Raw genomic sequence first — 23,656 nt, 5'->3', positions numbered from 1 at the left:
AAAGTGAAGAAGACATTTGTAAACGGACAGCTCCGACTGCTTTGTAATATGAGAAGCAGTCGGAGCTGTAACTTTGTTATATAAAATGCTTATATTTATCGTTTTTTTATTTATCGATCACTTCCACCGGTGTGTCATCCCGTGCATCCAGATCGTTGATATATTTTTTGGTCTCTTTTACGATCACATTGGAAAGCAGTAGTACTGCGATTAGGTTTGGAATAGCCATCAGTGCATTCAGGATATCCGCTACGGTCCATACCAGGTTCAGAGAAATAACAGGGGAGATGGCAGCTACCGCAATGTACAGCACACGATAGGGGATGAGACCCTTTTTACCGGAAAAATACTCTACGCACCGCTCGCCATAATATGCCCATCCAAGGACTGTAGAATATGCGAAGGAAATGATACCCACTACAAGGATCACAGGACCAAGAACCGGGATCTGCTGAAAAGCCAGTGTAGTAAGAACACCGCCATCAGTGATATTTCCCATGTCGATCGAAGGATTTTTCATAATACTGGTTACCAGAACAAGACCGGTCATCAGACATACCACAACGGTATCCCAGAATGTACCGGTGCTGGAAACGAGAGCCTGACGAACCGGATTTCTTGTCTGTGCGGCAGCAGCGGCGATGGGGGCAGAACCCATACCGGATTCATTGGAAAAAAGTCCTCTTGCGATTCCATACTGCATGGCCATCATGATACCACGTCCTACAAGACCTCCTGCAGCAGCACCAGGGGTAAAAGCAAATTTGCAGATGGTTTTTACTGCGGGAATGATAAAATCGAAATTGATCCCCAGGATGATGATACATCCGATCACATAGAAAAATGCCATAAACGGAACAAGACGTTCACATACATTGGCGATGGATTTGATCCCGCCGAAAATAACAAGGGCAGTAAGAACTGCCACAGCAATGCCGATCGCTGCCGGCGAAATATGAAGGTTCTCATTACATACCGTTGCAATGGCATTGACCTGGGTAGCACATCCGATTCCAAAGGAAGCAAAGCCACCGAAAAAGGCAAAGATCAGACCAAGCCAGCGCATATTTAATCCGCGCTCCAGGGCATACATAGCACCACCCTGCATACGGCCGTCTTTGGTTTTGACGCGGTATTTTACAGCGATGAGAGACTCACTGTATTTGGTGGCAATTCCGAAGACACCGGTAAGCCAGCACCAGAGGACTGCACCGGGACCGCCAAGAGCAATGGCAGTACCGACTCCGATGATATTTCCAGTTCCAATAGTGGAAGCAAGGGCTGTTGTCAGGGCGCCAAACTGGCTGACTTCACCTTCCGCATTGGTATCTTTGGTGACAGACAGGCGAATGGCGGTACCGATCTTACGCTGGATCACACCAGTACGGATGGTCATGAAAATATGGGTGCCCAGAAGTAAAATGATCATCCACCAGCCCCACACCAGACTGTCGATCTGGTTTATCACACTTCCGATTGCATTCATCATAGAAATCTCCTCCCTTTCTCAAAGCGAAATATCGCAGGACTGCAGAAATAGCACAAGGGCGTACAGACACAGGAAATATGTGCTGTACGCCCTTGTACGTTACGCTCTTAAGTTTTGATTATTGTGCTAATTATACAGGAATATTCAGAATAATGCAACAAAAATATTCCCTCTGAACAGAAGATTTTTTGCTTCAATATATGTTGATCAAAACTCTACAGCACCTTCCTCGCAGTACATATAAAATCCCGGGCGTACTGTGGGAGATAGGTACCTCTTCGGTATGCAATTGTCAGTGTGCTGAAGACGCCATCTTCACCAATGGAAAAACAGGCTGGTTTTACAGGGAGGTCCATATTTTGGACATAGGTTTCCGGGGTGAAACACATACCAAGTCCTTGCATGCAGAGTTTGACACAGGTTTCTGTGTTGCGGCTCTGAATTGGCACATAAGGCTTGATATGGGCAGCTTTCAATGCTTCCAGCGAAAGCTGTCCGGTAGTCTGTTCCGGAAAATGCAGGATAAAAGGTTCTTCTGCCAGAAGTGAGAGATCAAGCTTCGGGTATATGCCGTGAGTGGATACACTGCCGGCAGCAGCCAATGGGTGCTCCGGAGGCATGATCAGAAGGATTTCTTCTTTTTTCAGCAGTTCGTATTCCAGCTTGGGGTGTTTATGTACTTCATTGAAAATGCCAAAATCAAGCTGATCATTGAGCAGAAGTTTTTCCTGGATAGAATATGCCTCTTCCAGGATATTGACTTTTACTTTAGGATATTTTTGAAAAAAAGAGGTCATGATCTGAGGAACCATACAGGTACTCCTCATCAGTGGGAAAGCAACGTTCAGTTCTCCTTCATTATTTTCTGTAAGATCTTTCAGCTCTTTTTCCCAGTCCTGTCGTATCTGCAGGATCTTTCGGGCATACCCCATATATTTGCGGCCCGCAAAGGTAGGAGTATAGCTGTTTCCGCTGCGGCTGAACAGCTTGGTCCCCATTTCTCGTTCCAGTTTCTGGAGATGCTTGGTCAGGGTTGGCTGGGAAATATAAAGCTCCTGTGCGGCTTTTGTAAGATTCTGATATTTGGCAATGCAGAGAATGTACTCCAGTTCATGATAGTTCATGTTTTCCTCCAACTATTCCGTTTTGGCATAATTTTTATGTATAATATGAATTTGACTTCCTGATATGCATATTTTACAATACATCCTATCATCATATCAAGGGGGAAAAAATAAATGAAAAACTGGCTGGAAAAACAGTTCAGACTGTCTGAGTTCAATACAAATATAAAAACAGAACTTCTGGCAGGACTGACAACTTTTGTAACTATGGCGTATGTGCTTGCCACGATCCCAAATATTCTGGCAGGCGCCGGTTATGATAAACACACGACTCTGACAGCTATGATCATTCTGATCATTGTGACCAGCTGTGCAATGGCATTGGTTACCAATCGACCGTTTGCTCTGGCTCCGGGACTTGGAAGCGTTGGAATTATTGCGTCTATGATTACCAATGAAGGCGTAAGTATGCCGATCGCAGCAGGTGTGATATTCTGGAGTGGTGTTCTTTTTATCATAATTTCATTCTTTGGTCTGAGAGAAGCCGTGGTACGTGTGATCCCGGTAAGCCTGAAACAAGCGGTTAGTGCCGGTATTGGTCTGTTTATCGCACTTCTTGGTGCAAAAAACTGTGGACTGATCGTGGCAAATGATGCAAAAAACTGTCTTTCCTTTGGAGATCTTTCATCTCCATCTGTGATCGTAGCAGTGATCGGATTTCTGATTCTTCTGGTGATCAAGGTACGAAATATTCCGGGTGGTATGATTCTTGCGATCCTGCTAACCACTCTGGCAGGAATTCCTTTCGGTGTTACACATGCTCCGGAATCCATTTTTGCATTTCCGGCAGGTATCGGCCATCAGTTCCTGAAAGTTGATTTTATGGGAGCGCTGAATTTTGCTTATATTCCATTTCTGATCGCTCTGTTTGTACCGGATTTCTTTTCTACATTCGGAACAGTTCTGGGAGTGGGAGCAAAGGCAGGCTATCTGGATAAGGATGGAAATCTTCCGGGTATTGATAAATGCTTTAAGGTAGATGCGATTGCAACAAGCTTTGGAGCATTGTTTGGAATGCCGAGTCTTACTACTTATCTGGAGTCATCTGCAGGCGTAGAAGCAGGAGGAAAAACGGGACTTACGGTTATTTTTACAAGCATTTTCTTCGGACTTTCGCTGTTTCTGGCACCACTGGCTCTTGTGATCCCATCTGCGGCAACCGGTCCGGTGCTGATCTATATCGGCATCAATATGCTTGGTGCTATGAGAAATATTGATTATTCGGATATTACAGAGTATATTCCGGCATTTTTATGTGTAACCTTTACGATTTTTGCAAATAATATCGCAAATGGTATCTGCGTGGCGCTTCCGGCTTATCTCGTTATGAAGATCGCAGCAGGAAAGATCAAAAAGGTTGAACCGGTTATGTATGTACTGGTAGCAGTCTGTCTGTTGTATTTTTATTCAATTATCTAAGGATGGTGAAATGGTATGGAGCAGGTTCATCTGCTGATCAAAAACGCAAAGGTATTTAATTCCTATCTTAAGAAATTCATATCTGCCAATGTTGCGGTGAAAGATGGAAAATTTTATTACATAGACAGAAAACAGGATACGGATCTTCAGACTGACAATGTGATCGATGCAAAGGGATCATACATGATTCCAGGACTGACAGATATTCACATGCATATTGAGAGTTCTATGGCCACACCGGCTTTTTTTGGAAAATGTGCAGGAGAAAATGGTGTGACGACGGTGGTTTCAGAGCCTCACGAAATGGCCAATGTCAAAGGGATCCGAGGGATTCTGGAAATGATCTCTGCGGCAAAGAATGCACCTATCGATATTTTTTACGGGATTCCAAGCAGCGTTCCGTCAACCAGTGAAAAGCTGGAAACAACAGGCGGGATCATTGACTGCAGTGCAATGAAGCATCTGCTGGAAGAAAAAGATGTGGTATGTGTAGGCGAAATCATGAATTACCGGCAGATCATCCGGGAAAATGATCTGGAGATCAGCCGGTTTCTGGAATATCTGAAAAAAGACCATCCGGGATATGTGATCGAGGGACACTGTCCGTCATTACTGGATCTGGATCTTGCAAAGTTTCTTTATCTGGGTATTAATGGTGATCATACAGAACATACTCTTGAGGAAGTAAAGCAGCGGATCGAAAACGGAATGTTTTTTGAGATCCAGGATAAAATGCTGAAACCGGAAATCCTGGAATATATCTGTCAGAACCAGCTCTACGAGTATTGTTCCTTTGTAACAGATGATACCATGGCAGATGTTTTGTATGAGCAGGGACCGCTGAATGCAGTGGTACAGAAAGCAATCGATATGGGATTTCCGATGGAACAGGCAATCTACTGTGCCACATATACACCATGTCAGCGGATGCATTTTTATGACAGAGGAGCTATCGCACCGGGAAAACTTGCGGACTTTATGCTGCTTAAAGATCCGTCCGTTCTTAAACCGGAAGCTGTATTCAAAAATGGTGTTCCGATTTATGCAAAGGATGAACCGCAGTTGCCGCTGTCTGCTTCCACATATGAATTTCCGGCAGATTTTTACCGGAGTGTACAGCTTCCGGAGATTTTTCTGAAGGATTTTCAGGTGAATGCTCCTTTTCAGGAAGGATATGCAACGGTTCGTGTGATAGAGATCAATCCGGATCGTACCCACACTACTGAAAAACTGGTGGAAATGCCGGTGAAAGCCGGAAAGATCTGCTGGGAAAACAGCGGATGTCTTCTGGCTATGGTGGTGGAACGTCATGGGAAGAACGGAAATATCGGCTATGGATTTCTTACAGGCTCCTGCTTGAAAAAGGGAACTGTGGCAACAACATATTTTCATGATCATCATAATCTCTTTGTGGCAGGAAGCTCTCCGGATGATATGTTATTTGCTGTAAACAGGATCCGGGAACTGCAGGGGGGATTTCTGACAGTAAAAGATGGAAGGATCCTTTCTGAACTTGCACTTCCGGTATGTGGGCTTTTATCCGAAAAATCAATCAGGGAGAATGGCCTTGCATTGAAGGCGGTAAGAAAAAGCCTTACAGATCTGGGATATGTGCATAATAATCCGATCATGTCAGTGGCAACACTTGGATTACCGGTAAGCCCGGCACTGAAGCTGACTGATAAGGGACTGGTGGATGTAAAAAAAGGGGAAATTGTTCCGCTGATCGTAAACACAAAGAAAAATAAATAACGTTGTTCTTATTGCAGCAATATAAGCCGGACGTAAGTCGCGGAAGGCGGCATAATAAGGCATAATAATCAGATATCGTTGTAAAAAATCTGCATTTTTCAATCTTATGATTGGAATCTGCAGATTTTTTGTTATAGAGAAAAAACAAAAATCATGGTAAAATAAAAATGCATGACAAAAAAGGTTAAATCAGGAGAAAACGTATGAAAAAGAATCACTTTGAATTAAAAAATTATGTTATGGCAACCGGCGTTTTTATCTTGGCGGTTATAGCAGGGATTCTTATTTTTTTCGAGTGTGTGCAGAGGGCTGTACAGGTGAATTCTCAGAATACATTGAAGATAAATGTGGAGAGACAAAGTGAACACTTACGGACGATACTGGATATTAATTATCAATATCTGAATGAGATTGCCTCTGCAATGGGAAGATCAGAAGAACTTTTTTCAGAAGAAAATAAAGAACGACTGATATCCATTTATGAAAAGACAGACCTGGAGAGGGCTGCTCTTATTGATAAGAATGGAGATGCATACTACGACAATGGAGTAACCAAGAATGTTTCTCATCGCAGATATTTTCAGGAGGCTATCAGTGGAGAGCAGACCATCAGCGATCCCCTGGAAAGCAGTGTGGACCATAAGGTGCGGGTGGTTTTAGGTGTGCCGGTATACAAAGACCATAAAGTGATCGGTGTGTTGGGCGGATCCTGTAATGTTACAGCGCTGAGCCATATGCTTTTTAATGATCTTTTTGATGGAGCGGGAAATAGTCTTCTGGCTACAAGTGATGGAGAGATCATTGCCTTTGACAGTGGTTCGGCGTCTGGTACGGAGATCACATATGGAATCAATCTTTTTAAATATTACGGAGAAAAAAATCTCAAAGGAAAGCATACTCTTCAGGATATTCAGGAAGATTTTAAAGTTGGCGAAAGTGGTCTGGTGAAGCTTAGTCTCAAAGAGAGAAAAGAAGCAGACCGGTATCTGGCATATATGCCTCTTGGATACAACGACTGGATGATCTGTTATGCAATTCCTGTAAAAAGTGCACAGCAGGCTTATGAATTCATTTCCGGTTATGAAATCCTATTTATGGGAAGCTTCTGTATTCTGGTGCTTCTCCTGCTCCTGTATATTGTTGTAAGAAATAACCAAGAGAAAGCAGAGTTGGTGCGTTCTGCCCAGAAGGATGCGCTTACAGGCGTTTATAACAGAGAGAATACGCAGAAGGTGATCGATGCTATTCTGAGAGAAAACGCTCCGGAAGGCTTTCATGGCTTCCTGATCCTGGATATGGATCATTTTAAAGAAGTGAATGATGTTTACGGACATGTCATGGGAGATAATGTATTAAAGATGCTGGGAGGTTTTCTTAAAGAGCAGTTCCGGGAACAGGATGTGATCGGGCGTATCGGCGGGGATGAGTTTGTGATCCTGCTCTGTAATATCGGTTCCCGGAAAAATATGGAGAGCAGAATAAAAAAACTTCATGAAAAGCTCAGGGAGATCCGTATGGAAGGCATGGGAGAGCATACATTTACTTTTAGTGCAGGAATTGCTTTTGCACCACAGGATGGAGATACCTTTATGGAACTGTATCAAAAAGCAGATTTTGCCCTTTATCAGGTAAAACGCTCCGGAAGGGATGGCTACCGGATCTATAAATAACAATAAAAAAGACAGAAGATATCCTGAAGAGAAAAAGGAAATCTTCTGTCTTCTTTTTGTATAAATTGGAATGGGAAGCTTTGATGTCCTTAGGCTTCCGGAATTTTTTGAATGATCGTTCTGTTTATGACAACCAGGAAAGCTACGGACACGATCAGAGAAATGATCTCCGCAATGGGGAAAGACCACCATACTGCGTGAAGTCCGCCAATGGAAGCAAGGATATAAGCAGCAGGTACCAGGACAAACAGCTGACGCATGATAGATACGATCATACTGAATACAGCTTTTCCGAGTGCCTGGAATACAGTTCCCGCAATGATACAGAACCATGCGATCAGATAGTGGATTCCTATGATACGAAGTGCAGGGATTCCGATGGTAAGCATATCTTCGGAAGCACTGAACAGCCCCAGCAGTGTTTTCGGAATAAATTCAAAGGCAAGAAAACCAATGAATGTAAAACAGAATGCGATGAACATGCTGACTTTGACAGTTTTAAGCATACGCTTTCTGTGGCGTGCACCATAATTATAGGCAATGATCGGTGTAATGCCGTTGTTAAGTCCAAATACAGGCATGAAGAAAAAACTCTGCAATTTGAAGTAAACACCAAATACTGCAGTTGCAGTGACTGTAAACTGTACCAGGATCAGATTCATGCAGTAGGTCATGATAGAACTGATGGACTGCATGATGATCGATGGAATACCTACTGCATAAATATGGCCGATGATCTTAAGGTCAGGACGGAAGCCCCTGAAGCTGAGCCGGACTTCATGATTAAATTTATGGTTGCAGATTCCTGCAACAATGCAGGCTACACACTGTCCGATCACAGTAGCTACAGCAGCTCCGGTAACACCCATTTTCGGAGCACCGAACAGACCAAAGATCAGGATCGGGTCAAGGATGATGTTGGTGATGGCACCGCACAGCTGAGAAGTCATGCTGAATATGGTTTTTCCTGTGGATGTGAGTAGACGTTCAAAGAAAAACTGTCCAAGCAGACCAAAGGAGAATATCATAACTGTGCTCAGATATTCAATCCCAAATTTAAGGATCTCAGGGTCTGCGTTATGTACCTGGCTGGCATAAAATGGTTTTACTACTGTAAATCCAAGGATCAGGAAAACCAGATAGCTTAAGCCATACAGGAAAGCAGCATTGCTGGCTGTCCGATCAGCTTTTTTAAAATTTTTTTCTCCAAGGGATTTGGAAAGCAGTGCGTTCATACCCACACCAGTACCTGCACCTACTGCGATCAGAAGTGTCTGCAGTGGAAAAGCCATGGAAACTGCCGTCAGAGCATTTTCGGAAAGCATGGCAACGAAAACACTGTCTACAATATTGTACAATGCCTGCACCAGCATGGAGATCATCATTGGCAGAGACATGTTTAGTACAAGCCTTCCTACGGGCATGGTCCCCATTTTGTTTTCTGCTATGGGAGCAGATGTACTTTTTTGATTCATATTTCCTCCATTTTGTATTTTGTAGTTTTTGACCTAATTATACATATTAGCATGAAAATATGAGGGATTCAAGAAAAGAATATCCTTCTGACATTATTATAAATGGTTCATACTATAAGTATTTAAACGATTTTGATAGTTGACATGAATTTTCAGATATGCTATGCTTATGGAGATTTTGAAGGACAAGAAAGAGTCTTTTCAAAGCAATTATTTTGGACCACTCCATTTTGGGGTCAAGGCCATACGGACAGCCGGGTCCACTGCCGCTGATGGTAACTTTGGTTGCCTTATTGATTGAGTTAGAAGCTCAAATTTTATAAGTTGGTTCCTTTGATAACCGTCATGCGCCTGTTGCGCAGACTTGTGAAACGGTCAATAAGAGTAGTAAAAGTATGATTGCTATATAGACTCTGACATATATCATCCGGATTCTGATCTCATGTAAATATGGGGATTCTCATATTTATATGCGATGAAAATAAAATCAGGAAGAATGATCTAAGCAGGTTTACGGTTTTGTATCGGCCTGCTTTTTTTGTGCGGATAAAGGAACTGGAAATGGAGAAGCAATGAACAGAAGTCGTTTTAAACTGGACCAGAATCATGCTCCAATTCATGAAGCTCTGGAAAAATTCCTGCGTATGAGAGTAGTACCTTTCGATGTGCCGGGACATAAAAGAGGAAGAGGAAATCCGGAGCTTACTGAATTTCTGGGACAAAAATGTGTAGGTGTGGATGTAAACAGCATGAAACCGCTTGATAATCTCTGTCATCCTGTATCTGTGATCCGGGAGGCGGAAGAGCTGGCAGCAGATGCATTTGGAGCAGCGCATGCATTTCTTATGGTTGGAGGAACTACAAGCTCAGTGCAGACTATGGTGTTAACTGCCTGTAAGAGGGGAGATGAGATCATTCTTCCCCGAAATGTCCACAGAAGTGTGCTGAATGCGCTGGTTCTGTGCGGAGCAATCCCGGTCTATGTGAATCCGGAGGTGGATCAGAGACTTGGGATTTCTCTTGGAATGCGACGTGAACAGGTGGCAAAGGCAATTAAGGAGCACCCAAATGCGGTGGCTGTGCTGGTGAACAATCCCACCTATTATGGAATCTGCAGTGATCTTCGCGCAATTGTACGCATGGCTCATGAAGCAGGAATGCTGTGTCTGGCAGATGAGGCACATGGAACTCATTTTTATTTTGGCGGAGGTCTGCCGGTTTCGGCAATGGCAGCTGGTGCAGATATGGCGTCTGTATCCATGCATAAAAGCGGCGGAAGCCTGACCCAGTCCAGCCTTCTTCTTACAGGACCAGGTGTTCATGCCGGTTATGTCCGTCAGATCATCAATCTGACTCAGACTACTTCAGGCAGCTATCTTCTGATGTCAAGTCTTGACATTTCGCGCCGGAATCTTGCACAGCGAGGACGCCAGATTTTTCATCAGGTAGCAGATATGGCAGAGTATGCAAGGGAAGAGATCAATGCTATTGGCGGCTATTATGCATTTGGAAAAGAGCTGGTGAATGGAGATTCGGTTTTTGATTTTGACATTACGAAATTAAGTGTACATACCCTGGATATCGGACTTGCAGGAATCGAGGTTTACGATATACTGAGAGATGAATATGATATTCAGATCGAATTTGGGGATATTGGAAATATTCTGGCTTATCTGTCGATCGGAGATCGTGCCCAGGAAATAGAGCGGCTGGTAAGTGCTCTTGCGGAGATCCGCAGGCGATTCCAGAAGGATAAATCAGGATTGCTGGATCAGGAATATATCGATCCTCAGGTAGTGACAAGTCCTCAGGAAGCTTTTTATGCAGAAAAATGCAGCCTTCCTCTCAGAGAAACCGAAGGCAAGGTATGCAGCGAGTTTGTAATGTGTTATCCTCCGGGAATCCCGATTTTGGCTCCGGGGGAACGAATCACTCCGGAAATCCTGGATTATATTGAATATGCTAAGGCAAAAGGATGCAATATGACAGGCCCTGAAGATCCGGATATATTGCGTTTAAACGTACTGGCAGGGAGGTAAAGAAAATGGAAATGTGGTTTTCGGAATTTCATACACCGGATGTGAAGCATAGTATCCGGGTAAACCGTCAGCTTTATTCAAAGCAGAGTGACTATCAGAGAATTGATATTTTTGAGACACCGGAATTTGGCAGGGTGCTCACACTGGACGGTAATGTAATGCTCACAGAGCGTGACGAATTTATTTATGACGAAATGATCACGCATGTACCTATGGCTATTCACAAAGAAGCTAAAGATATTCTTGTGATCGGAGCAGGAGACGGCGGAGTTGTACGTGAACTGACCAGGTATGATCGTGTCAGCCATATTGATCTGGTAGAGATGGATCCTATGGTAGTAGAAGCCTGTCGCGCATATCTTCCGGGAAATGCCTGCAGGCTGGATGACAGGAGAGTGCACCTTCATTATGAAAATGCGTTGAAATATATACGCCGCTGCGAAAATAAATATGATCTTATTATTGTAGATTCCTCGGATCCTTTTGGCCCATCGGAGGGATTATTTACCCGTGAATTTTATGGAAACTGCTATAATGCGCTGAAGGCGGATGGAATCATGGTTAATCAGCAGGGAAGTCCTTTTTATTCCGAGGATGCGCATGCTATGCAGCGCAGTCACAAAAGAATTGCCAGTACTTTCCAGATCAGCCGTGTTTACCAGGCTCATATTCCTACCTTTGCTGCCGGCTACTGGCTGTTTGGCTTTGCAAGTAAAAAATATCATCCTGTGGATGACCTGGATTCGAAGGCATGGAATTCATTGAATCTTCGCACCCGTTACTATACTACAAGGCTTCACAAAGGTGCATTTTATCTTCCGGCTTTTCTGGAGGAAATGCTTCAGGAGGTGGAGGACTGATTTATGATCTTACCAAATATTGAAAATTTTATCGGTTGTGACAGCAGCTTTGAGGAAGCAGAAATTGTTCTTTACGGAGCTCCCTTTGATTCGACCACAAGCTTTCGTCCGGGAGCCAGGTTCGGTCCTTCTGCCATTCGTCATGAAAGCTTTGGACTGGAAACCTACAGCCCTTATCAGGATCGTGACCTTATGGATATCCGGGTATTTGACAGTGGAGATCTGGAGCTTTGCTTCGGCAGCAGTGAAAAAGCGCTTGCTGATATACAGGATCGTGCAGAGGAAATCCTGAAAGAGGGAAAAATGCCGTTGCTTCTGGGGGGAGAGCATCTGGTGACACTGGCTGCTGTGAGAGCTGTCGCCGGGAGATATCCGGGACTTCATATTATTCATTTTGATGCGCACGCAGATTTAAGAGACGATTATCTTGGTGCCCATTTAAGTCATGCGTGTGTTATCCGCAGATGCTATGATATTCTGGGAGATGGGAGGATACATCAGTTTTGTATCCGAAGCGGGGAAAGAGAAGAATTCTGGTTTGCAAAAGAGCATACAGATTTTCATCCCTTTACCTTTGAATGCCTGGAAGAAACCGTACAGGAATTGGCCAGGAAGCAGGTTCCGGTATATTTTACCATTGATCTGGACTGTCTGGATCCATCTGTATTTCCGGGAACCGGTACACCGGAGGCAGGAGGCGTAAGCTTCCTTGAATTGCTCGCTGCTATCCGGAAGGTATCAGAATTAAATATTGTGGGAGCAGATGTCAATGAGCTGGCACCTATGCTGGATCCAAGCGGTGTTTCCACAGCTACAGCATGTAAGGTGGTCAGGGAACTGCTGCTGGCGGTGGCAAAATAAAAACTGTTACGAAAATTGAGTATAAAAAAGGAGACAAAAAACATGAGCAGAGTACTTGTAATCGGCTGCGGCGGAGTAGCCAGTGTAGCAATCCAGAAGTGTTGTCAGGCAGATACTGTATTTACAGAACTGTGTATAGCAAGCAGGACAAAAGAAAAATGCGATGCACTTGCCCGGAAACTGGAAGGAAAAACAAAAACAGTTATTACCACCGCAAAGGTGGATGCGGATGATGTAAACCAGCTGATCCAGCTGATCAATAGTTACAAACCGGATCTGGTAATGAACATTGCGCTTCCGTATCAGGATCTGACCATCATGGATGCATGTCTGGCATGTGGTGTAAACTATATGGATACGGCAAACTATGAGCCGGAGGATACGGATGATCCCAAATGGCGTGCTATTTACGAAAAACGCTGCAAGGAAGCGGGATTTTCCGCATATTTTGATTATTCCTGGCAGTGGGCATACCGGAAGAAATTTGAAGAGGCAGGACTTACAGCACTTCTTGGCTGCGGCTTTGACCCGGGTGTTACCCAGGCATATTGTGCATATGCATTAAAGCATGAGTTTGACCAGATCGATACCATTGATATTCTGGACTGCAATGGAGGAGACCACGGATATGCATTTGCAACCAACTTTAATCCGGAAATCAATCTTCGTGAGGTAAGTGCGCCCGGAAGCTACTGGGAGAATGGACACTGGGTGGAAATTCCTCCGATGGCGATCAAGCGGGAATATGATTTTGATCAGGTTGGTGATAAAGATATGTATCTTCTGCATCACGAGGAGATCGAGTCCCTTGCCCAGACAATTCCGGGAGTAAAGAGAATCCGTTTCTTTATGACCTTCGGACAGAGCTATCTGGATCACATGCGCTGTCTGGAGGATGTGGGAATGCTTTCTACTACTCCGATCAACTATAATGGACAGGAAATCGTTCCTATCCAGTTTTTGAAGGCTCTTCTCCCGGATCCGGCCAGCCTGGGTCCACGTACTAAGGGAAAAACTAATATTGGCTGCATTTTCACCGGGGTAAAGGATGGAAAAGAGAAAACCTATTATATTTATAATGTTTGTGACCACCAGGAATGTTATAAAGAGGTTGGAAGTCAGGCAATCAGCTATACGACAGGCGTTCCGGCTATGTGCGGAGCATTAATGATGCTTACCGGAAAATGGATCCGCCCGGGAGTGTACACAGTAGAAGAATTTGACCCGGATCCGTTCCTGGAAGCACTTGACAAATATGGACTTCCACGCAGCGAAAATCATGATCCGGAGCTGGTGGATTAATGGAAAGAACAGATACAAGACCACCCTTTGCAGCGTCCGGCGGAATTATTCCGCCGGAGCTGCGGAAGATCAAAACACCTTGTTATGTTCTCGACGAAGCGGCGCTTATAAAAAATGCAGAATTAATGGGGAATATTGCCAAAAGAACAGGCTGCAAAATGCTCCTGGCACAGAAGGCTTTCAGTAATTATGACTGCTATCATCTTTTGGAACCATATTTGACAGGAACAGAAGCAAGCGGACTGTACGAAGCCAGGCTTGGTGCCCAGGAGATGCCCGGAAAAGAGGTACATGTATTTTGCGCCGGATATCGTGAGGATGAATTTGAGGAGCTGCTTAGCTTTGCAGATCATATAGTGTTTAACTCTCCTTCTCAGCTTCTTCGCTTTGGAAAAAGAGTGAAGGAGGCCGGGAAAAGTGCAGGGCTTCGGATCAATCCGGAATGCTCTACCCAGGAGGGACATGCTATTTATGATCCCTGTGCCCCAGGCAGCCGCATGGGTACTACAAGAGCACAGTGGGAGACTGCTGTGAGAAAGCATCCGGAGCTGATCGGATTATTGGATGGTATTCATTTTCACACCCTTTGTGAGCAGGACTCTTCTGATCTGGAAACTACTCTTACAGCAGTAAAGACGAAATTCGGAGATCTGATTTCTCAGATGAAATGGCTGAACCTGGGAGGTGGACATCATATTACAAGACCAGGCTATGATATTGCACGGCTTGAGAAGTGCATTAGAGCAGCAAAGGAAGAATGGAAGGTAGATGTTTATCTGGAGCCCGGAGAGGCATGGGCCTTAAATGCAGGATTCTTTTTGACAACTGTTCTGGATGTGCTGCAAAATGGTGATACCCGGCTTGCAATTTTGGATGGAAGTGCTGCCTGTCATATGCCGGATGTTCTGGAAATGCCTTATCGTCCTCCTCTTCTTGGAGCAGATGAACCGGGAGAAAATGCAGTCACAATCCGACTCGGAGGACCAACCTGCCTGTCAGGAGATATCATAGGAGATTACAGCTTTTCAGAGCCGTTGAAGTATGGAGACATTCTCATGTTTGGTGATATGGCCATTTATACAACCTGCAAGAACAATACCTTTAATGGAATGCCTTTGCCTGATATATGGCTGAGACATGGCGATAAAACCATGGAACGTCTTACTGATTTTGGGTATGAAGATTTTAAAGGCAGACTTGGACGCAGCAGGAAATAAGAGCAGTTTTTTTGAAAAATAATATTGACAGGTTTAATGAAAAATGGTGCTGAACATAATATCCAACACCATTTTTTTATATAGTCTGGTCCAATGATCATAATCTGACATGGTGTAGCTATTGGTGTCATAAATACAGGAAATACTGGGATTATTTCATGTTTCAAAAAGGTGTGGATCTGCATTTAGTTAAGATAATTTGACAGGTTCTTATAAAACAAATAAATTTGATAAAATATGTAAAGTTTTAGTTGGATTTTAAGCATTTTGTGGTACACTAATATAGCATATCAAAAATGGGAGGGAGATTCAAAAATGAGCAAAAACGAAGGAAAAGGGTTAAAGTCTTTTAACAAGGGGTTCCAAGTGCCTGATACCTACATTATCATCTTTTTAGTAGTTGTTGTCGCAGCACTTATGACATTTCTTGTACCAAAGGGATTTTACGAAACACAGGATATTTCATATATGATCAATGGTGTTGAGAAAACCCGTACGGTAATCAAAGACGGAAGTTTCCAGTATCTGACAGATGATACGGGAAATGTAGTAACAGAAGGAGTAGCACTCTTTAGTGGAGATGGTGGAACAGGATTTTTCAACTATATGTATAACGGAATCGTAAATAGTTCTGCAATCGAGATTATCGCATTTCTTATGGTAGTAGGTGGTGCATTCGGTATCATGATCCGTACAGGTGCGATTGAATCTGGATTGATCGGATTGATCCGTAAGGCAGAGGGAGCAGAAAAACTACTGATTCCGATACTTTTCGTACTGTTTTCTCTTGGTGGAGAGTTTTCGGGATGGGAGAAGAAGCGCTTCCGTTTACTATGATTCTTTGTCCGTTGTTTGTAGCAGTTGGATATGATTCAGTTATCGCAGTTCTTGTTACTTATGTTGCAACACAGATTGGTTTTGGTTCATCTTGGATGAATCCATTCTCTGTAGGTATTGCACAGGGTATTGCAGGTATTGACGTATTCTCCGGAGCAGGATTCCGTATGGTAATGTGGGTAGTATTTACAGCACTCGGCTGTGGAATGACTATGTTCTATGCATCAAAGATCAAAAAGACTCCGACAATCTCAATCGCATATAAGACTGATTCATATTTCCGTGAGCAGAATGAAAAAACAGGAATTGACGAAGGACATTCATTTGGTCTTGGACACATTTTAGTTCTTTTGACACTGGCTGCTACAGTAGTATGGGTAATTTGGGGAGTTATGACTCAAGGATACTACATGCCGGAGATTGCTACACAGTTCTTCATTATGGGAATTGTTTCCGGTGTGATTGGAGTTATCTTTAAACTGAACGATATGAAACTGAATGATATTGCAATATCATTCAAAGATGGAGCAAAAGATCTGATTGGTGCTGCACTTGTTGTTGCTATGGCACAGGGTATCATGCAGGTTCTTGGTGGATCTGATCCGACCACACCTACAGTTATCAATACAATTATGTATAATATTTCAAATGCATTGTCTGGAGTTTCCGGAGCGGTTGCAGCAGTACTTATGTATCTGTTCCAGTCCGTATTTAACTTCTTTGTTGTATCCGGAACAGGACAGGCTGCGATCACAATGCCGATCATGGCTCCACTGTCAGACCTGTTAGGTGTTTCACGACAGACAGCTGTAGTTGCATTCCAGCTTGGTGATGCATTTACAAATCTGATTGTTCCTACATCCGGATGTCTGATCGGATCTCTTGCAATTGCAAAGATCGAGTGGTCTAACTGGATTAAATTCATGTGGAAATTCCTTGGCGTCTTAATGATTGGTGCAATCATTACAGTTCTTATTGCAGTTGGGATTGGATTCTAAAACATGCATTGGATAATTGGGAGTGATTTATGATGAAATTAATTCAGAATATTGATGTTTATGCTCCACAGCATCTGGGGAAAAAAGATGTACTTATGATCAATGATAAGATTGTTAAGATTAAAGATGCAGGTTCTATATCCGCAGACGGATTTCTTTCTGAGGCAGAAATGATCAATGGAGAGGGGTTACTTTTAACTCCGGGATTCATTGATAGTCATGTTCATGTACTAGGAGGCGGTGGCGAAGGTGGATTCGCCAATCGTACTCCGGAAGCAACTATGGAAGGACTTACGAAGTTTGGAGTAACAACAGTTGTTGGCTGCCTTGGAACAGATGGAATCGGTCGTGATATATGCGCACTGGTTGCAAAGACAAAAGGATTGAATGAGCAGGGAATGTCTGCATACTGTTATACAGGCAGTTATCAGATTCCGGTTCGTACGTTGACTGACAGTATTGTGAAAGATATTATGATGATTCAGGAAATCATTGGAACTGGAGAAATCGCGATCTCTGATCATCGGTCTTCACAGCCGACTTTTGAGGAATTTGTACGTGTCGTTGCGGATACAAGACTTGGTGGTGTTCTTTCCGGGAAAGCTGGTATTGTAAATGTTCATCTTGGTGACAGTCCGAGATGCTTGGATCTTATTGAACGGGTGGTAGATGAGACAGAGATACCGACTTCTCAAATACTGCCAACACATATCAATCGAAATGAATTGCTTTTCTGCAAGTCGATGGAATATGCGCTGAAAGGCGGAGCAGTAGATTTTACCGGAAATGAAGATATTGACTATTGGGAAACTATCTGTGATGAGGTACGAGTATGTAATGGTATCAAACGGATGTTAGATGCAGGAGTAAATCCTAACCGCATGACAATTTCTTCTGATGGACAGGGAAGCCTTCCGATGTACAGCAGTGATGGCGAATTCCTTGGAATGGGCGTTGGACAGTCCAGCTGCCTTCTGAAGGAAGTTAAAGAGTGTGTGTTTAAAGCGGATATCCCGTTGGAAATTGCACTTTCAACAATAACATCCAATCCGGCAGAAATCCTTCGCCTTAATGGAAAAGGAAAGATTGAAGAGGGCTATGATGCGGATCTTTGTATCCTGGATCAGGACCTGCAGCTTGTTGAGGTAATAGCAAGAGGTAAAACAGTGTATACAAAATAGAATTAGAAATATCCGGTATAAGAACAGATGTGTTCCGTACCGGATATTTTACTAGCATACATTCTAATAGATGGGGGCAAAATAATGCTGACTTATACATATGTTTCAAAGGGAAAATTTGAACTAATGGAAAAACCGAAACCAGTGCTCATGCATGAACGAGATGCCATTGTAAAGGTGACACTGGCCAGCATCTGTTCCAGTGACCTGCATATTAAACACGGAAGTGTTCCGCGTGCAGTCCCGGGAATTACAGTTGGCCATGAGATGGTAGGTATTGTTGAGGCAGTCGGTTCTAAGGTGACGCATGTAAAACCGGGAGACCGGGTGACTGTAAATGTAGAAACCTTTTGCGGAGAGTGTTTTTTCTGTAAGAAAGGATATGTAAACAATTGTACCGACAAGAATGGTGGCTGGGCACTTGGCTGTCGTATCGATGGGGGACAGGCAGAATATGTCCGGGTTCCTTTTGCAGATCAGGGATTGAATAAAATCCCGGAAGGTGTTACGGACAGACAGGCTTTACTGGTAGGAGATGTTCTTGCTACTGGTTATTGGGCAGCACGTATTTCTGAAATCACAGAGGAAGATACTGTACTGATCATTGGAGCCGGTCCAACAGGAATATGTACTTTACTTAGTGTTATGCTGAAAAATCCAGCGAAGATCATTATATGTGAAAAGGACGAGACACGTATTCGCTTTATTAATGAGCATTATCCGGAGACTCTTACTGTTTCACCGGAAGACTGTAAAGAGTTTGTTAAGACTAATAGTGAGCATGGTGGAGCTGATGCAGTCCTTGAAGTTGCCGGAGCAGAATCGACATTTAAACTGGCGTGGGAATGTGCCCGACCAAATGCAATCGTGACAGTGGTTGCGCTTTACGATAAAGCGCAGATGTTACCACTCCCAGATATGTATGGTAAAAATCTCACTTTTAAAACAGGTGGAGTGGATGGCTGCGATTGCGAAGAAATTCTGAAGCTGATATCAGAAGGTAAGATCAACACGGAACCGCTGATTACGCATACCTATCCGTTAAACAGGATTGAAGAGGCATATGAATTGTTCGAAAATAAGAGAGATGGTGTGATTAAAGTAGCAGTGGAATGCTGAGAAACAGGTACGGGAGGCTGAACAATAGTAAGTTTATTACAAGTAATTTTACCCGTGATCATAATGCTTATTATTGGGATAATCTGCAGAGAGAAAAAACTGATCCGCCCAGAGGGAATTGAAGGACTTCAGGCATTGGTTATGAATTTTACACTTCCAATATCATTGTTTTATACTTTTTATCGGGCAAGTATTAAAGCAGATACTGTGATATTTCCGGTTACCTTCTTCATAGTGACCGCAGGTGGGAGTTTTGCAGGAAGGCTGCTATGTAAACTTGTAAAAGAAAAGATTGCAGAAAAGTACAACACAACACCAGAAGAGGTACGCAGAGAAATGCAGATAGCCATAGATGCAGGATTTGATAATCCTGATCCGGCTGTGCAGGAAGTATTTATGGGAAACCTGAATCCGGTCATAAGGAAGGTGAACCGGATGTAGTAGGAACATTTTCCGTAAATCGGGATGAAAATTTAACCGTGATGGCTAACCGGGGAGATATTGAGGATTGATGTTCGCTGATAATAGGTATCTATGATATCCTGTAAAGTAATCATATTCATTTTTTCTTCAGCAGTTTTTTGGATTTCATTATAGAATTCCTGTAAAGACAACTGAATATTAATGCCAACGCCGCAATCAGGGTTGGTATGAGTATCTAAATGAAGCAGCGGCTTCTCACCTTCAACTGCTTTATAAATATCCAGCAATGTAATCTGATCTGCTGGTTTTGAAAGAGAAGGACGGGCATGTCCGGCTACACTGGTCATAAGTCCGGCTTTTTTTAGTTTTAACATAAGCTGGCGTACAAAGCCGGGATTTGTATGGACACTTTCTGCAATTGAGGCACTGGAGAGAGATTTTTCCTGGTTGATAGCAATCAGAACCATCACATGAACAGTATCGCTTAATTTTGTTGAATATTTCATGATAAGAAACTCCTTATAGTATGATATAATGATTTTTTTTTCACATTTTTGAGATAAAAATATTTCTGGTTTGGCTAAAACATTTCAAGTTCTCAACAGTTCTTTTTTATGTGTTGAGAAACTGTACATATTTTTTATTTTGATGATTGTAAATAATATAATTACAACTATAATGAAATTTAAAGGAAAAGTCAACACAGTAATGAAACTTACGGCAAAGGAGAACTTATGGAATACAAAAATCAAACAGAAAATCGTGCATTTCAGGAAATGTTGAAGGCAGCAGTAAAACGGCTGCAAAATCGTTCCGGAGAGGATCTTGCTGCAAAAAGTGGGGCTGTTTTTCATAGCAGTCGAAATGTGCTTGAAGTACTGAGTTTTTATGAAACGATTGAAATTCAACTCCCTGAGTTTCGTATTAACTCAAACATGGACGAATGGCATTATCTGACATTGCTGCATTATCTGGATATGGCCGATGGAACAGAAGGTTCACAGAAGCTCATTACTTTTGGTAACCTGAAAGATGGATTGATTCGAGGAACCAAGTTTGACCGGACTGCAGAGCAGAAACTGGAAAAGCTTTTGCAGGATAAAGATCCTGAGAAAATTCAGAAAGCATGTAAAAACCTGGGTGCAGAATTCACAGAGACAAAGGCGGATTTGTGTGCTGTTTTTCCAGTTCTGCCAAGATATCCGGTAACTTTAAAGATATGGTTTGCAGATGAAGAATTTCCTGCATCTGGCAAAATATTTCTTCAGGATCATGCCGATCATTATCTGAGTGTAGAAGATGCGGTAACAGTTGGAGAAATTTTGCTGCAAAAATTATCGGAAGCATTTTCTTCCCTCTGATCATGGATCAGAAAACTTTCCAGTCCGGCTTTGATAAATTTGTCAATTGTTGTCTGAATCTGTTTCCAGTCATTACAGTGATTGCGTAGCATCAGTCTGTTGATGGAAAGGCAGCCATTCATTTGAAAATAAAAAACCGATTCTGCCTGCTCAAAGGTCAGGAGGCTGTGTGACATAAGCCAGGTCACATAGCCTTCTTTTGTATTTTCTGCTAATTTTTCCAGAAGAATGGGGGCAATTGCATCATCCAGAAACAGTGCCCTGTATTGTGATTCCATCTGTATTTTCTGACAGAACGGATAGGAACAGCTTTTTTGATTTAGACAGAATAAATGATCTACAGTTGTTAACATATCCTGAGTCATATCATTAAAAATATCTGATAATACATCATGGATATCGTAGTAATGAAGATAAAAAGTGCCACGGTTGATTTCAGCATTTTTGCAGATCTCTGTAACTGTAATTTTCGTAAAACTCTTCTGCTTTAACAATTCTAAGAACGTATCTTTTATGGTTTGCCTGGTATAGCGGGTACGGCGATCTTGTTTTCTCGTTTTTTCTGACATTATATACTCCTGTATTATTTGGTATCATATGATTCCTCAACAATTTTTCTGATGTGTTGAGTAGCCATACAAATCTCACAGATTGATTATTGTAATTTATATAGTAACAACTATAATGAGATTTAAAGAAAAAGTCAACAGATTGTTCAGAATTTTAGGAGGAAAAACATGGGACATGTAATTGCTGTATCAGGAAAAGGCGGTGTAGGGAAAACAACCCTTTGTGGATTGTTGATTCAATATTTATGTGAAAATGGAAAACATCCGGTTTTAGCTGTAGATGCAGATGCAAATGCGAATTTGAATGAAGTGCTCGGCGTTGAACCGGAGATTACACTCGGAGAACTGAGAGAAGAGATTGAACGTGCAGGAGTTGATCCACGGTATCAGATTCCGACAGGAATAACAAAACAGGCTTATCTGGAAATGCGTCTCTCCGATGCAATTGCAGAAGAAGATGATTATGATTTGATGGTAATGGGGCGAACCCAGGGACAGGGCTGCTATTGTTTTGTAAATGGTCTTGTGCAGACCCAGGTTCAGAAACTGCAAAGCCATTATCCATATATTGTGGTTGATAACGAAGCAGGTATGGAACATATCAGCAGAGGAATCCTGCCAATGATGGAAGTTGCGATTCTTGTAAGTGACTGTTCCAGAAGAGGTGTTCAGGCGGCCGGACGTATTGCAAAGCTGATGAAGGAGTTAAACTTTAAACCACAGAAAACCGGATTGATCGTGAATCGTGTTCCAGATGGAAAACTGGATGCCGGAACTCTGGAAGAAATCCGAAATCAGGGACTGGAACTGTTAGGGGTTGTACCACATGATGACCAGGTATATCAGTATGACTGTGCTGGAAAGCCGATCATACGGCTTCCGAAAGATTCTCCTGTAAGAAGTGCACTGGGAGAAATTGTAAAGAAATTAGGATTGTGAGTTGGAGGATTGAAAGTTTGAAGATTGAGTAAACAGAAATATTATCTGATTTGGTATAACCAATTGCAAAGAAAGGAAAATCCTCATGAGAAATCATTGGACAGAAATAGAAAAATATTTAGAAGACCAGAAGATAGCGCAGGAACTGATTGGAGAACTGAGAGATTTTCACATGCGTTATGAGGTAAAGGATCAGGTAAAGGAACGGGTAGAAAAACCGGATATCCTATTTTATGGGAAAAAGATTCTGGAAATGTCAATAGCAGCGCTTCTTCAGGGAGATAACCTGTTACTTTCCGGTGCGAAAGCTACAGGAAAAAATGTACTATGCGAGACACTGGCATGGATATTCGGAAGACCGGAATACGACATTTCTTTTCATGTAAATACAGACAGTGCCGATCTGATCGGAACGGATACCTTTATAAATAATGAGGTTCGCCTTCGGAAAGGCCCCATCTACCAATGCGCGGAATTTGGAGGATTTGGAATCCTGGACGAAATCAATATGGCAAAAAATGATGCGGTTTCTGTACTGCATGCCACACTGGATCATCGGCGCAGAATCGATATTCCAGGATATAACAGGATTTTACTTCATCCGGCAACACGATTTATCGGCACGATGAATTATGGCTACGCAGGTACCAGAGAGCTAAATGAAGCATTGGTTTCAAGGTTTATGGTAATTGATATGCCTGAAATGGATGAGGATAGTGTCCTTTTTGTATTAAGACAACATTTTCCAGATGGGGAAAAAAGTGCACTGAAAGCTTTTGCAGGACTGTTTCTGGATTTGCAGATCAAAGCTTATCATGGAGAAATCTCAACAAAATCTCTTGACCTGAGAGGACTGGTTTCTGCTGTAAAAGCAACAAAAAGCGGACTTTCTCCAATTGATGCAATCCAGATGGGGATCATAAATAAAAGTTTTGATGTATTTGAAAAAGAGATCGTAGAAGATGTGGTTTCTACCAGAATCCCATCTTCCTGGACCGGAAAAGATATATGGGGGTAAGCT

Annotated in this window: 19 protein-coding genes and 1 pseudogene; 15 read left to right on the top strand and 5 right to left on the bottom strand. The window is 42.6% G+C overall.

Annotated features, from left to right (window positions below; all coding sequences use genetic code 11):
• Window positions 1-106: 106 nt before the first annotated feature.
• Together CCC70_RS11915 and CCC70_RS11910 are read right to left on the bottom strand one after the other, a co-directional pair.
• Window positions 107-1,489 carry an alanine/glycine:cation symporter family protein gene (locus tag CCC70_RS11915; protein ID WP_021650672.1) on the bottom strand — a complete coding sequence of 461 codons (1,383 nt, stop codon included), beginning with the start codon at window positions 1,487-1,489 and terminating at the stop codon, window positions 107-109.
• A gap of 215 nt (window positions 1,490-1,704) precedes the next feature.
• Entirely contained in the window at window positions 1,705-2,613 is a 909-nt protein-coding gene (locus CCC70_RS11910) for a LysR family transcriptional regulator (protein WP_186582186.1), read from the bottom strand.
• 114 nt (window positions 2,614-2,727) lie between these two features.
• Here CCC70_RS11910 and CCC70_RS11905 point away from each other — a divergent pair, with 114 nt between their 5' ends.
• From CCC70_RS11905 to CCC70_RS11895, 3 genes are all read left to right on the top strand, one after another.
• Window positions 2,728-4,032 carry an NCS2 family permease gene (locus tag CCC70_RS11905; protein ID WP_287084928.1) on the top strand — a complete coding sequence of 435 codons (1,305 nt, stop codon included), beginning with the start codon at window positions 2,728-2,730 and terminating at the stop codon, window positions 4,030-4,032.
• A 15-nt stretch (window positions 4,033-4,047) separates the two neighbouring features.
• A complete protein-coding gene (locus tag CCC70_RS11900; RefSeq protein ID WP_092070388.1) occupies window positions 4,048-5,784 on the top strand; it encodes an adenine deaminase C-terminal domain-containing protein in 1,737 nt (578 codons plus the stop codon).
• Window positions 5,785-5,987: 203 nt separating this feature from the next.
• The gene (locus CCC70_RS11895; RefSeq protein ID WP_287084927.1) at window positions 5,988-7,454 is read left to right on the top strand and encodes a sensor domain-containing diguanylate cyclase; all 1,467 of its coding nucleotides are present in this window, start codon (window positions 5,988-5,990) and stop codon (window positions 7,452-7,454) included.
• Window positions 7,455-7,543: 89 nt separating this feature from the next.
• Here CCC70_RS11895 and CCC70_RS11890 read toward each other — a convergent pair whose 3' ends face one another.
• Entirely contained in the window at window positions 7,544-8,929 is a 1,386-nt protein-coding gene (locus tag CCC70_RS11890; RefSeq protein WP_110102989.1) for an MATE family efflux transporter, read from the bottom strand.
• A 572-nt stretch (window positions 8,930-9,501) separates the two neighbouring features.
• On the opposite strand from CCC70_RS11890, the gene CCC70_RS11885 reads away from it, so the two are divergent.
• The 9 genes and pseudogenes from CCC70_RS11885 (at window position 9,502) to CCC70_RS11845 (ending at window position 19,784) form a co-directional block, all read left to right on the top strand.
• Window positions 9,502-10,968, top strand: coding sequence for an aminotransferase class I/II-fold pyridoxal phosphate-dependent enzyme (locus CCC70_RS11885; RefSeq protein ID WP_015524484.1), 1,467 nt, complete (start codon window positions 9,502-9,504; stop codon window positions 10,966-10,968).
• Between the two features lie 5 nt (window positions 10,969-10,973).
• Window positions 10,974-11,828 carry a polyamine aminopropyltransferase gene (speE, locus tag CCC70_RS11880; protein ID WP_015524485.1) on the top strand — a complete coding sequence of 285 codons (855 nt, stop codon included), beginning with the start codon at window positions 10,974-10,976 and terminating at the stop codon, window positions 11,826-11,828.
• Window positions 11,829-11,831: 3 nt separating this feature from the next.
• Complete coding sequence (gene speB, locus CCC70_RS11875) at window positions 11,832-12,689, top strand: agmatinase (RefSeq protein ID WP_287084926.1); 858 nt, start codon at window positions 11,832-11,834, stop codon at window positions 12,687-12,689.
• A 42-nt stretch (window positions 12,690-12,731) separates the two neighbouring features.
• On the top strand, window positions 12,732-13,991 hold the full coding sequence (locus CCC70_RS11870) for a saccharopine dehydrogenase family protein (RefSeq protein WP_022426348.1): 1,260 nt from the start codon (window positions 12,732-12,734) through the stop codon (window positions 13,989-13,991).
• Complete coding sequence (locus CCC70_RS11865; RefSeq protein WP_287084925.1) at window positions 13,991-15,208, top strand: carboxynorspermidine decarboxylase; 1,218 nt, start codon at window positions 13,991-13,993, stop codon at window positions 15,206-15,208. Before CCC70_RS11870 ends, CCC70_RS11865 begins: the two co-directional genes overlap by 1 nt.
• A 315-nt stretch (window positions 15,209-15,523) precedes the next feature.
• A pseudogene (gene yfcC / locus CCC70_RS11860) lies at window positions 15,524-17,043 on the top strand (putative basic amino acid antiporter YfcC).
• 32 nt (window positions 17,044-17,075) lie between these two features.
• Window positions 17,076-18,224, top strand: coding sequence for a beta-aspartyl-peptidase (gene iadA, locus CCC70_RS11855; protein WP_118368405.1), 1,149 nt, complete (start codon window positions 17,076-17,078; stop codon window positions 18,222-18,224).
• Between the two features lie 84 nt (window positions 18,225-18,308).
• Window positions 18,309-19,343 carry an alcohol dehydrogenase gene (locus CCC70_RS11850; protein WP_044960967.1) on the top strand — a complete coding sequence of 345 codons (1,035 nt, stop codon included), beginning with the start codon at window positions 18,309-18,311 and terminating at the stop codon, window positions 19,341-19,343.
• Window positions 19,344-19,397: 54 nt separating this feature from the next.
• The gene (locus tag CCC70_RS11845) at window positions 19,398-19,784 is read left to right on the top strand and encodes a hypothetical protein (RefSeq protein WP_287084924.1); all 387 of its coding nucleotides are present in this window, start codon (window positions 19,398-19,400) and stop codon (window positions 19,782-19,784) included.
• 32 nt (window positions 19,785-19,816) lie between these two features.
• Here the strand turns inward: CCC70_RS11845 and CCC70_RS11840 are convergent, their stop codons facing one another.
• On the bottom strand, window positions 19,817-20,272 hold the full coding sequence (locus CCC70_RS11840) for an Rrf2 family transcriptional regulator (protein ID WP_110102406.1): 456 nt from the start codon (window positions 20,270-20,272) through the stop codon (window positions 19,817-19,819).
• A gap of 228 nt (window positions 20,273-20,500) precedes the next feature.
• Between CCC70_RS11840 and CCC70_RS11835 the strand changes: the two genes are divergently transcribed.
• Window positions 20,501-21,127, top strand: a complete 627-nt coding sequence (locus tag CCC70_RS11835) for a DUF3786 domain-containing protein (RefSeq protein ID WP_287084923.1) — start codon at window positions 20,501-20,503, stop codon at window positions 21,125-21,127.
• Here the strand turns inward: CCC70_RS11835 and CCC70_RS11830 are convergent.
• A complete protein-coding gene (locus CCC70_RS11830) occupies window positions 21,049-21,696 on the bottom strand; it encodes a TetR/AcrR family transcriptional regulator (RefSeq protein ID WP_059085498.1) in 648 nt (215 codons plus the stop codon). The genes CCC70_RS11835 and CCC70_RS11830 overlap by 79 nt on opposite strands.
• A 168-nt stretch (window positions 21,697-21,864) precedes the next feature.
• Between CCC70_RS11830 and CCC70_RS11825 the strand changes: the two genes are divergently transcribed.
• Entirely contained in the window at window positions 21,865-22,635 is a 771-nt protein-coding gene (locus tag CCC70_RS11825) for an ATP-binding protein (RefSeq protein ID WP_092070354.1), read from the top strand.
• Window positions 22,636-22,720: 85 nt separating this feature from the next.
• Window positions 22,721-23,653, top strand: coding sequence for an AAA family ATPase (locus CCC70_RS11820; RefSeq protein WP_287084922.1), 933 nt, complete (start codon window positions 22,721-22,723; stop codon window positions 23,651-23,653).
• The last annotated feature ends 3 nt before the right edge of the window (window positions 23,654-23,656 follow it).

Origin of the sequence: Blautia sp. LMAG:89 (assembly GCF_008679485.1) — a bacterium.
GTDB lineage: Bacteria > Bacillota > Clostridia > Lachnospirales > Lachnospiraceae > Blautia_A > Blautia_A fusiformis.
This window is presented reverse-complemented; position numbering and strand designations above follow the sequence as displayed.